Origin of the sequence: Marivita sp. (assembly GCF_020055675.1) — a bacterium.
In the GTDB taxonomy this organism is placed as follows: domain Bacteria; phylum Pseudomonadota; class Alphaproteobacteria; order Rhodobacterales; family Rhodobacteraceae; genus Marivita.
In genome coordinates this window covers 110976-122338 of record NZ_JAIPUS010000004.1, presented here as the reverse complement: position 1 = coordinate 122338, position 11363 = coordinate 110976, and the positions used below count along the sequence as shown (strand labels likewise).

Below are 11363 nucleotides of genomic sequence, written 5' to 3'. Positions count from 1 at the left end.
CGGTCACGTGCAGCACGAAAGTGTCAGAATGTCAGATCAAACAGCGCCGGTGGCATGTTCGCATTCAGGAATTGGTCGAATAGCAGGTACACACCACTCGGAATGGCCAGTGCAAGGATACCGTTTTGCAGGTATCGGCCGCGGTTGAGGATCGACAGGGCAAGCGCAAGATACACGACTGTCGCCGGAAAGCCTCCGAAGAGCCGCAAAAGCACTGCATATCCGATCGCCAGTGCGATCAGCAGGACCGCGTCTGACCAGCGCTGACCGGCCTGGTCGACCAGCAAGGCCTGGCGGTCGCGCAGCGCCTCGAGAATCGTCCAGCCGACAAAGAAGACGCCGGCAACGCCGACAATACGCGGGAAGAATCCCGGCCCAAGCCGTCCTGACCGGGTCATGAATGACAGGTCCACGAACGCGACATAGGTGTAGAAGATTGCGCCGGCCAATAGGACCAGCAAAAACGCGAGCCTCAAGTCTTTTTCCTCCGGCGTAAACGTGACCGGCCGCATGTGGCGCGGCCGGTTCGTATCGGCAAAGCCGATCAGGTCAGGTGCATGGTTACTCGATGGCCCCGACGGATTTCAGCACGGATTCGAAATTGGTCTTCGTCTGACCAAGGAACGTGCGGAAATCCTCGCCATAGATCACGGTCGGCGTCAGCGTGTTGGACGCGATGTATTCCGCCCATTCCGGGGTGTCGACCACCTTCTGCATCGTGCCGATCCACCACTCTTGTGCCGCCTCGGGCACATTCGGCGGCAGGATCAGGCCGCGGGGCATGGACACGCCGATATCGAAGCCAACATCGCCCATCGTCGGCGTATCGCCCAAGGCATCGGGCGTGCTCTGACCGGAAAAGACCAGCGGGCGCAATTCGCCAGCGTCGATCAAGCCAAGAATTTCACCGGGGTTGCCGACCATCGCATCCAATGCGCCAGACAGCAGCGCTGTCGTCTGGTCCGCCATGGAGTTGAACGAGACGTAATCGAACTCGAAGCCCGCCTTTTCTGCAAAGAGCGTCGGAACGATGAAATCGACATTCACCGTGCCTGTGCCACCTATATTCATCGGCTCGGCTTTTGCCATTGCGATGAATTCGTCGATGTTCTGGATCTCGGAGTCACCGTTCACGACCAAAACAAGGTCATCTGTCGCCAGCAAGGCGACCGGGGTGAAGTCCTCGGGTTGCCAGGGTGTGTCGGCCTGCAAGGGCGTTGTGACAAAACTGCCCGACGTGGTGGAGATGCCGTAGGGGTCTCCGTCCTGCCCATAGAGATAGCCCCAACCGACAGCTCCAGACCCGCCGGCACGGTTCTCGGCCGAGACGTCGCCCGGGTAGAGATCGTATTTGGTCAGGATGTCGATGATGGTCCGGGCCATGATGTCATTGCCGCCGCCCGGTCCGAAGGCGATGGTCCAGTCCAGCGTCTCGTCGGTTGATGGATACGCCTCCTGCGCCATGACAGGCGCGGAAAGTGCAATGGCACAGGCCGAAAGTGCAGCGACCGTACTGCTCGGCAGCCAGTGCGTCGGTTCGAATTGGATTGTCATGATTAGATCCTCCCTTGATCTCGTTGTGACACGTCAACCGTGTCCATCGTGGCGTGTGGGGGTCGCTATTCTCGCTCCCAGTTCCTTGAAGTGTCAGCTTTCGATATAGCTTACCGGTTCTTCGATCTGCCCCCATGATACCAGGAACGGCCCATCGCGGCCATTTGGACAATGCCGGTGGTAGCCTTGTCGGGCCACGACTGTTCGTCGGCGTCCGCAGGCAGTTGGCATGATGGTCAGATTAACTGGCATGGCGCCATGGAAAGGCTGTTATTTGCCGAATGTCAACAATTTTCTATTGATTGACAAATTTCACTTTGCCGTCATGCTCGATGCCGACAGGTTTATTCCGCCCGGTGACGCTGCGGTCGCTGGCCCTCGAAACGCTCCCACATCATCCCGGGAATAGGAGACCCATTCATGACAAACCATGTATTGGAGGGCAAAACAGCCTTCGTGTCCGGCTCCGGGCAAAACATCGGACGCGCCGTCGCACTGCGTCTGGCCGCGATGGGCTGCAACTTGATCGTCAACGGGTCCTCCGACAGCGCCCCGGTCGAAGAAACGGCATCGCTCGCAGAAGCCGAAGGCGTGACCGCCATGGTCGCGATGGGTGACATGGGCCGCGCGGACGCTATCGACCAGATCGCGACGGCCGCGCTTTCCCGATTTGGGCGCGTCGATATCGTCGTCAACAACGCCGCGCGCCGTCCGCATAAACAGTTCCTCGAGATGACCGAAGAGGATTGGCACAGCGTGGTCGATGTGGCGCTGACGGCCGTGTTCCGCACAAGCCGCGCCTTTTTGCCCGGAATGGTGGATGCGGGCTGGGGACGGATCATAAACTTTGCAGGCATGAAGGCCATCAGGGGTTACAACCACGGCGCGCCGATCTCTGCCGCAAAGCATGGGGTCTGGGGCGTGACCAAGGCGCTCTCCACCGAATTCGCGTCAAAGGGCATCACGATCAACGCTATCTCGCCGGGCCAGATCCGCAAGGACAGCGCCACTGCCGACGATCCGGCCCGCGCCGCATCCATACCGGCAGGCGTCATGGGGCAACCTGACGACATCGCCTCCATGGCGGCCTATCTCGCATCGCCCGAAGCCCGCTTCGTGACCGGGCAGATGATCGCCGTGAATGGTGGCGAAACAACCTGACCCGCCGCTTCCGCACCACCGCAAGGACAGCCCGATGCGACCGACGACATTTCGCTGGCTGGCCAGCAGCACGCCCCGCAAGCGCGGCTTCACAATCTCGATTGCAGGGCTTGGCACGCTGGTCTTTTGGTGGCTCGCTCTGCCCTTGCCCTTTCTGTTCGGCCCCCTTGCCGCCTGTGTGATCGGGGCCCTTGCGGGACTGCCGCTGGCCGGTTCGGGCCCGATAAGCCAATGGATGCGGACCATCCTCGGCGTCGCAATCGGTGCGTCGATCACACCGCAAGTGATGGCCGAGCTGCCACAGATGGCCGCGTCGGTCGCCCTTATCCCGGTCTTCGTGCTCTGCATTGCCCTGCTGGGCGTGCCGTTTTTCCGTTACGTCTATCGCTTTGATGGTGTCACCGCCTGGTACGCCGCAATGCCCGGCGGTTTGCAGGACATGGTGCTCTTTGGCCAGGAAGCGGGCGGCAATGTCCGGGCTTTGTCCTTGATCCATGCCACGCGGCTGATGATCATCATCACCCTTGCGCCCATCATTCTGACCCAGGGGTTCGACGCGGATCTTGGAGCACCTCTGGGCGAACCCGCCTCGGCTCTCCCGGCGCACGAGTTGGCCATCATGGCTCTGGCCGCCGTCATCGGCTGGAAGGTCGCCGAACGTCTGGGCATGTTCGGCGCGCCGATGCTTGGGCCGATGATCCTGGCTGGTGTGCTTTCGCTCACTGATATCATCCATCATCGCCCTCCCGCCGAGGCCATCCTGGCCGCACAGTTCTTCATCGGCATCACGCTCGGGGCCGGGTATATCGGGGTGACCCTGGCCGATATTCGTCGCGATGTGGCAGCAGGCGTGTTCTTTGTCCTGATACTGTCGGGATTGACCGTGATCTTTGCCGAAATTGCCACGCGTATCGCCGGCGGGCGACCCGTCGATGCCTTCCTTGCCTTCGCGCCTGCCGGCCAGGCCGAGATGACGGTTCTGGCCATCGTCGTTGGCGCCGATCTTGGCTATGTCGTGGTGCATCACCTCACCCGCGTGTTCCTGGTGATCTCCGGCGCTCCGGTTGCTGCCCGCATTTTTTGCGTGGGACCACCCGGCCCGCCGTCTGCGAAATAACCGGGTTCAGGCATCCACAGGTTCGACCACCTTCGCTTTCACAAAACCAGCGCCTTTGTCGGCGGTGGTGATCTCATGGGCGTCGTCGAGTCCGATCTTCAGGGTGCCGGGTTGTCCCTCGGGCCATGCAGGATCCATCGCATTGATGAATGATCTCGTGACAGACAGGACCGAGCGGCATGGCGCGGGCGGCCTCAAGCGTCAGCGCCACCTTGTCATGCACGACCAGGAGGCGCATGTCCCAGCTAGTTTCGTCCGTCAGTACGGCGCGCTGTTCTGGCTTATCCAGAAGGCATGGATGGAGCGGATCATGGTCACGAGCGCGTTTCCCCCCATCGGTTTCACGAGATAGGCATTTGCGCCCGCATCATAGGCTTTCCGAATATCGTCTTCCCGGTTGGAAGAGGTCAGCACGACCACGGGAATCTGCCGAACCGCGTCCGTCGCCCGGATGACCGACAGGACTTCGTTTCCCGAGCGACGTGGCAACTTCAAGTCCAGAAGGATCAGTCGGGGCACCGGGAACCGCTGACGGTCGGCATACTCCTCCCGCCCCAGCAGGTAGTCGATGGCTTTGTCTCCGTCGTCGAAGACAACCAGCGGATTCCTGACATCAGCCTTGCGAAAGGCATGGCGGATGAGATCGGCATCGTCGAGATTGTCCTCCACCAGCAACACTATCGATTGATCGTCCATCGTGCCCGTGGTCATGACACCCCTTCCCCTGCGCTGTTCTCGGCTGCATCAAGCTCGATCCAGAACCTGCTGCCGACACCCAGGTCGCCCTCCACCCCGCAGGTTCCGCCCATCCGCTCGACCCCCGCCTTGACGATGGCAAGACCAACGCCGGTGCCGGGATAGGTTTCCTGTCCGTGCAATCGTTCGAACACATTGAAGATGCGCGCCTGATGCTCCGGTGCAATGCCGATGCCGTTATCCTCGACCCAGATGCGCACCCGTTCCGCACATCGTTCCGCGCGAATGGTCACATGCGCGCTGCGATCCGGCGCCTTGAACTTGGCTGCATTGAGCACAAGATTGCCGATCACCTGGGCAAGGATCATCCCGTCAGCCTTGATCGGCGGAAACGACGGGGTAACCTTGAGCGTTACGGCGCTCTCGTCAAAGCCCGCAGAACGCAATTCGGTGATCGCGTTCCGGATCGCTCGGGCAGGATCGGTCCATTTCATCGTGACATCTGCGCGTTGCACGCGGCTGAAGGCCAGAAGATCGTCGATCAGCCCCTCCATCCGCTTTGCAGCCCCGACGATGCGGGAGGCATAGTGGTAACCCTCTTCGCCAAGACCCGCGCCGTGATCCTCCTGCAGAATGCGCGCGAACCCTTCCATGGCCCGCAGCGGCGCGCGAAGGTCATGGCTCACGGTATAGGCAAAGGCGTCAAGCTGGGCATTCGACTCGGCCAGCGAGTTGGTCCGCTCCGACACCTGCGCCTCCAGTGTGCCATTGCTCATCACGAGCGCCTGCTCGGCCAGCTTGCGGTCAGTGATGTCAGCGGCGATGCCGACAATACGGGGCGGGCTGTCCCCTTGGTCGTCGAGCCGCCCACGCAATTCAATCCATCGGGGCGCGCTGTCTTCGGCGCGTTCGATCCGGAATTCGACACGAAGCTCACCACTCTCGGCCAGCGCGGACCGCATGGCATCCGCGATGCCGGCTCGGTCCTCGGGCACGACCTGCTCCAGCAGCGCGTTCCATGTCCAGGACTTTTCGACCGACACGATACCAAAGATGCTGTCATAGCGATCCGAGCTGGTGATGTGGCCGGATGCAACATCCATCTCGAAGCTGCCCAGATCACCGGCCTCCAGCGCCAGTCGCAAACGGGTCGATGCATCACGCGTTTCGTTCAGAACGCTAAGCCGCTCGACGGTGGCGGCGATCAGGTTCGCGTATGTCCGCAAAAAGGCCACGTCTTCTTCCGAGAATTCACGACGAACGCGGCTGTCAACCTGAAGGATACCAAACGGTGGTCGATCCGTGCCACCGATGATGATCACGTTCGCGACCGCTTTCACCCCATAGGTGATCAGGAAATCCGGGTATCTGAAGCGGGTTTCCTCATCAATGTCCGGCGAGATCATTGGCTCGCCGGTCTTGAGCGCGTAACCTTCCGACGTGTCGTCCGTCGCCTGTATTGTGGCAACCCCGACGACGCCCTCCGTCCACCCGACACCGGCGCGCACCAGCAACGTATTGCCGTCCGGTTGCAGTTCGACAACCTTGGCGAAATCCGTGCCAAGCGCCTCGCCGACAAGCCGGCAGGCTTCGGTGAGTATCTCGTCCAGATCATCCGAGTGGAGCGCCAACTCGCCAAACTGGGCGAGAGCGGTCTGCTGGCGCAGTTGCCGTGAATGGTCCTGATCCAAAATCACTCCAATGTCGCTTTACGTGATCGGAACGGTGACGACCGCATACTCCACAGCACCGGTTTCTTCAAGTCGAGCGTTCCTGTCGGGTGCAAGCCGGACTGACGTCCACAAACGGGAAGGATATCAGGAAAGCCGCCCGACGTGTCCGAAGCATGGCGCGCGCCGCGCCGGTATCATTGTCTTGATTGGTGCAGCTTCTGCGGGCACAGTCCCTCCCAGGGCAGGTCCATCGCCACGCCGCCCGAAGCGCCTTGGTCGCGGCCACTTTCGAAGGTCGCACGATTGTCGAATGCCGCCCGGATACCGCGCGAAAGGGACACGCAGGAAACCGGGCGACGCAAGGTCACCTCGCAGATCGACATCCGTTCAGAACTCAAATCGCTGTTTGGGATACCTGCCAGGGCCAGAACGATCACGAGTGCAGGCGCAACCCGGCGCAGTTCGAGGCAGAAATCCACTGCCGCATCGGCATCTGCGAAATCATGTCCAACGACGCAAAAGGAAAGTCCCGATGCGTGCTTGCGAAGCCCGCACTCCGTCAAAACTGCTTCGGGAACGATCGTCGCTGTTCCACCAAGTTCCTCGATGTCGGCTTTCATGCCCCGAAATTCGGGCACGTCCGGCGCGAAAAGTGCTATCTCGGACCCTTGCTCAAGGGCAATCTGCCGTCGCCCTGTCACCCCGACATGCGCCCGTTTTGGTGCGCTTTGCGCAAGGGGACAGGAGACGTGCTGAAACAGGCGGTCGAGCAGGGTTGGTGCGACCCTGTCAAAGGGACCGGGCGACACCTCTACCTGCGAACGCCACCCGTTCAGCAAAATGTCCTTTGTCATTTCGATTGCTCCCAAGACAATCCGCGGGACGGAAACACATGAGATGACATGCTGGGATCCATAAAACTTTTAACGACGGTTCAAGGATAGCTGTCCTGATGGACTGGCCAGACGTTCAGCCAAGAGCTGGACAGTCCGCCTGGTTCACAGAGCGCCGGGATTTCTGAACGGAGCAAGCCGCGCTGCTCCATGACCGGCCCTATGCCGCAGGCATCACCTGACTCGACAGGAGTTTCCTGGTCGGTTGAACACGCCGATCAAGGGATTTCTCGTGCCAGCCTGATCGTAGGTTGTTCGTCCCTACGGACGGCCAGTCGCAAGAAAAGCTTTTACTTTTCAGGCAGGGGACAGGTCCAAATCTGCTCGGCACCGCGATGCGGCCTCCATGCCGCACAGATCACGGAGAACCGCGTCTACGGGCCAAACAAATGCTGGAGTGACCAGGCCGCGGCTCTGGCCAAGTGGACAGGCAGACCCCTGTCCCGATCGATCCGCGGTTCTCGACAGGCTCGCGTCATGCCGGGCTGGTCGTGGCGGCCTCGATAGCCGCTGCCCATTCGGTCAGCCCATGAGTCTCAATAGTATCAGGATGTTGGCGGACGTACCTTTCCAGCACTGCCAATGAAACAACCGGAACGCTGTTTGCAAATCACAAATGCACCGGCCGCGCAGGCCACAGCTGCAGGATTGTAATCGGGATTTAAAAAATGCACGCGCCTAACTCTTCCGAAGGGTCCACCGGGCCCGACGGTGATCATGTGTTCGGAACCCAGACAGCTTCGTCGGCGATGGCCTTCGGGCTTCGGGGTATTGTTGACTGGAGTGTGCAACAACCATTCCTCGATGTTTTCAAGACGGCCCGGCCCTGGCATGCCCATACCGAGAGCAAATGGGGCGCGTACCGGGCAGATGATCTGGAGGCCATGGGTGTTCTGGACGCCAACGGCTGGGTCACCGAGATGCCGAATGGGGTTTCGCAAATCCAAGCCTTCATCCTGACCGAAATGCCGGTCGAGGCGCAATATACCGGCGGCACCTACCGGCTGAGCTTTGACGGAGAAGGCGACATCACCGTCTTCGGCGCCGAAATGGTTTCGCGGGCAGACGGCGAGATCTTGTTCGACTATCGCCCGACCGGGAATGGCATGGTCGCGATCTCGATCAATTCGACCGACCCGCAAAACACCGGTAATTACCTGCGCAACATCGAGGTTGTGAAGCAGGAACACATCCAGGCGCATGAGGCGGGCGCGTTGTTCAATCCGCTCTGGCTCGACATCATCGATGACGCCCATGCGCTGCGCTTCATGGATTGGCAAGGGACCAACGACTCAACGGTCCGCACCTGGTCAGAACGCCCGCAAGAGGGAAACTATACCTATAACAAGGGCGTCCCTGTCGAGGTCATGGTCGAGCTTGCAAACACCACGGGCACCGAGCCATGGTTCAACATTCCATGGCATGCCGATGCGACCTATATCCGCGAGTTCGCCACTTATGTGCGTGACAATCTGAACCCCGATCTGCGCGCGCATATCGAATTGTCGAACGAAGTCTGGAACTGGATGTTCGATCAGGCACAGGATGCCTCCGAGGCCGCACAAGAGCGGTTCGGGCAGGATCTGGGTAACGGCTGGATGCAGGAATACGGAGCCCGATCCGCCGAGATGGCGCGCATTCTCGATCAGGTTTATGACGGATCCGAGGATCAATTGGTCAAGGTGGTCTCGACCCACACGTATTGGCCGGGGCTGGAGAAAGCCATTCTGGGCGCACCGGACTGGGAGGCGCAAAGCCCGGAGAACGACGCCCCCTACCTGTCCTTCGATACCTACGCCATCACCGGCTATTTCGGAAACAGCCTTGGCACGGATACCAAGGCGGGCACCGTCCTGGACTGGATTTCTCAAAGCGAGTCCGAGGCGCGGCAGGACGCCAGCGCACAGGGCCTGTCCGGTGCGGCGGCAAACGCCTATGTTGCAGAGCACCGTTTCGATCTGGCAGAAGCGCTGGCGGTGCGGGAGCTGCGCGACGGCTCGGTGACCGGCAACGCCGACGATTCGCTTCAGGGCCTGTTCGAGCTGTTCCGCTATCACAAGTCGGTAGCCGATGCGCATGGGCTAGACCTGGTGATGTATGAAGGCGGCACGCATGTCGTCGGGATAGGTCACTGGGTCAACAATGAAACACTGACCGAGTTTTTCACCCATCTGAATTATTCCGACGGGATGGGTCAGCTTTACACGGAGCTTCTGGAAGGATGGGAGGCGGCAGGCGGCACCCTGTTCAACGCCTTCGTCGATGTCTCGGAACCGAGCAAATGGGGCAGCTGGGGCGCGATGCGGCATCTCGAGGATTCGACCGCGCGCCATGACGCGGTGGTCGACTTCATGGAAAGCCACCCTGCGCCCGCGCATATGAAGGATGGAGTCTGGGCTTCGACTCCGTGGGAGCTCGATCCGGTGCAGACGCCCTCCACACCGACCGATCCCAGCCCGGAGCCGGCTCCAGACCCCGAACCCGAACCGGAGCAGGGCCGGGACATCAACCCGACGGCTCCGACGGAGGACATGCGCGAATATGTCTTCGGCAACACCCTTTATGTCTGGGCGGTGGGGAATCCGGAACTGTCGGTCGCACATTGGATGAACCAGTTCGCCGAGCAGAACGGGCAATCCTACGCGGTGGCCATGCAAACCGGGATGCTGACACTGCATGACGATCTTCCGCCAAATCCGCATATCAGCCTGCCCACGGTTCCCGAAGCCTGGAACGCCGATAGTGGCGAGAGCTTTGCGGATGCCGGTTTCAACCAGATCACGATCTCGCCGTTGAATTTCATCCAGAACAAGTCACCCGACAGCGCCTACGGGATCGATCCAAGCACATCGCCCACCGCCTCGGCGCTTCGGATCATCGAATGGGCAGACGCCCGTGCTCCGGGGGCGGCGATCAATATCTACGAAACCTGGCCGCACATGGAGAGTTTCATTTCGTCCTTTCCGCCCTCGGATGCCGAATTCGCGGCCTGGCAATCCTACATGAACGGCGATTGGCACGACTGGTGGGTATCGCTGACCGACAGCATCCGCGATGCACGCCCCGATCTGGATGTCCGCCTGGTCAGCGCCGGGCCGGACATATCCGCCATGCTTGCCGACCCTGACCTTGGCCTCGGCGCGCTGCGTCCCGCAGACCTTTATGTCGATGACGGTCCACAGGGCACGCCGACGCTCTATCTGCTGGCGTCGATGGTCCACTACACAACCGTGTTCGGATCAGCACTGCCGGACGACATGGAGTTGCCCCTCAGCATTCACCCGGCCGTGGTGCAGAACTTCGCGGCCATTGCAGAATGGTTGGCAGACAATTCGAACGACGGGCTGCCCGCTCCGATCGTAAGCCCGTTCACCGATCAAACCGAGCCTGACCTGACGCCGTCAGCCCTGGACCGCGATGGCACCGATGGCGACGACCGGATAATCGCGGACGGCAATGGCACGCTGTTCAATGGCGGCGCCGGGACCGACAGTCTGGTGGTTGGCGGGAACCACGGCACCTACTCGCTGCGCTTTTCGGGCGACGGGGTCCAGATCGAGAACCGCCTTGGTGATTCCATCCCGCTGACGGCGCGGAATATCGAATGGATCGAGTTCGACACCGACATCGCCCCATTCGGGCATGGCAGTCTTTCCGTCGATATGTTCGATGGAATGGCAGACCTGGACGGTGCGTCGATGGCGTCCCTGACCGAGCTGTACATCGCCTATTTCAACCGCGCACCGGATGCCGTTGGGCTGTATTTCTGGGGCGACCAGATGGCAAACGGGATGCGCCTTGACGAAATCGCGACGCAGTTTTTCGACCAGCCGGAAACCCGTGCGCTTTACGGTAACCTGGGTGACCTGCCGGCTTTCGTGACGACGGTCTATGAGAACGTGCTTGGCCGCGCTCCGGACCAGCCGGGCATGGCCTATTGGCTTGACCAGCTCGACCGGGAAAATGACGTGACGCCGGCGTCTTTCATCCAGGCGATCCTCGACGGTGCCAAGGCAGATACGGGTGGACACGCGGACGCGGCCTATCTTGCCAACAAGGTGCTTCTGGGCGGGCATTTCGCGGTGACGCGGGGCATGTCGGATATCGAGATGGCGAATGTCGTCATGCAGGGGTTCGACGGGTCCGATGACAGCCTGCAAGCCGGGCTGACCCAGAGCGACGCGATCCATTCCGATATCCTTGACGGGACAACGGATGGGTTGCTGATGCAGCTTGTCGGGATCGCGGACGATCTTTTCGGTATGTAGC

At 60.8% G+C, this 11363-nt stretch carries 8 protein-coding genes; 3 read left to right on the top strand and 5 right to left on the bottom strand.

Annotation, left to right across the window (positions count from 1 at the left end):
• Window positions 1-23: 23 nt before the first annotated feature.
• Both LCF59_RS04870 and LCF59_RS04865 read right to left on the bottom strand, forming a co-directional pair.
• On the bottom strand, window positions 24-476 hold the full coding sequence (locus LCF59_RS04870; RefSeq protein WP_292286163.1) for a tripartite tricarboxylate transporter TctB family protein: 453 nt from the start codon (window positions 474-476) through the stop codon (window positions 24-26).
• An 85-nt stretch (window positions 477-561) separates the two neighbouring features.
• Window positions 562-1554: a tripartite tricarboxylate transporter substrate binding protein gene (locus LCF59_RS04865; RefSeq protein WP_292286161.1), complete on the bottom strand. Its 993-nt coding sequence runs from the start codon at window positions 1552-1554 to the stop codon at window positions 562-564.
• Between the two features lie 420 nt (window positions 1555-1974).
• Between LCF59_RS04865 and LCF59_RS04860 the strand changes: the two genes are divergently transcribed.
• A complete protein-coding gene (locus tag LCF59_RS04860; protein ID WP_292286160.1) occupies window positions 1975-2715 on the top strand; it encodes an SDR family oxidoreductase in 741 nt (246 codons plus the stop codon).
• Window positions 2716-2749: 34 nt separating this feature from the next.
• Entirely contained in the window at window positions 2750-3832 is a 1083-nt protein-coding gene (locus LCF59_RS04855) for an AbrB family transcriptional regulator (RefSeq protein WP_292286158.1), read from the top strand.
• A 258-nt stretch (window positions 3833-4090) separates the two neighbouring features.
• On the opposite strand, the gene LCF59_RS04850 is transcribed toward LCF59_RS04855, so the two are convergent.
• The 3 genes from LCF59_RS04850 to LCF59_RS04840 all read right to left on the bottom strand — a co-directional run bounded on the left by LCF59_RS04850 (window position 4091) and on the right by LCF59_RS04840 (window position 7055).
• The gene (locus LCF59_RS04850; RefSeq protein WP_292286156.1) at window positions 4091-4543 is read right to left on the bottom strand and encodes a response regulator; all 453 of its coding nucleotides are present in this window, start codon (window positions 4541-4543) and stop codon (window positions 4091-4093) included.
• Window positions 4540-6225 carry an ATP-binding protein gene (locus LCF59_RS04845; protein WP_292286154.1) on the bottom strand — a complete coding sequence of 562 codons (1686 nt, stop codon included), beginning with the start codon at window positions 6223-6225 and terminating at the stop codon, window positions 4540-4542. The genes LCF59_RS04850 and LCF59_RS04845 overlap by 4 nt, the downstream gene beginning before the upstream one ends.
• A 170-nt stretch (window positions 6226-6395) precedes the next feature.
• Window positions 6396-7055, bottom strand: a complete 660-nt coding sequence (locus LCF59_RS04840; RefSeq protein ID WP_292286152.1) for a hypothetical protein — start codon at window positions 7053-7055, stop codon at window positions 6396-6398.
• Between the two features lie 824 nt (window positions 7056-7879).
• Here LCF59_RS04840 and LCF59_RS04835 point away from each other — a divergent pair.
• A complete protein-coding gene (locus LCF59_RS04835) occupies window positions 7880-11362 on the top strand; it encodes a DUF4214 domain-containing protein (protein ID WP_292286150.1) in 3483 nt (1160 codons plus the stop codon).
• Window position 11363: the final 1 nt, after the last annotated feature.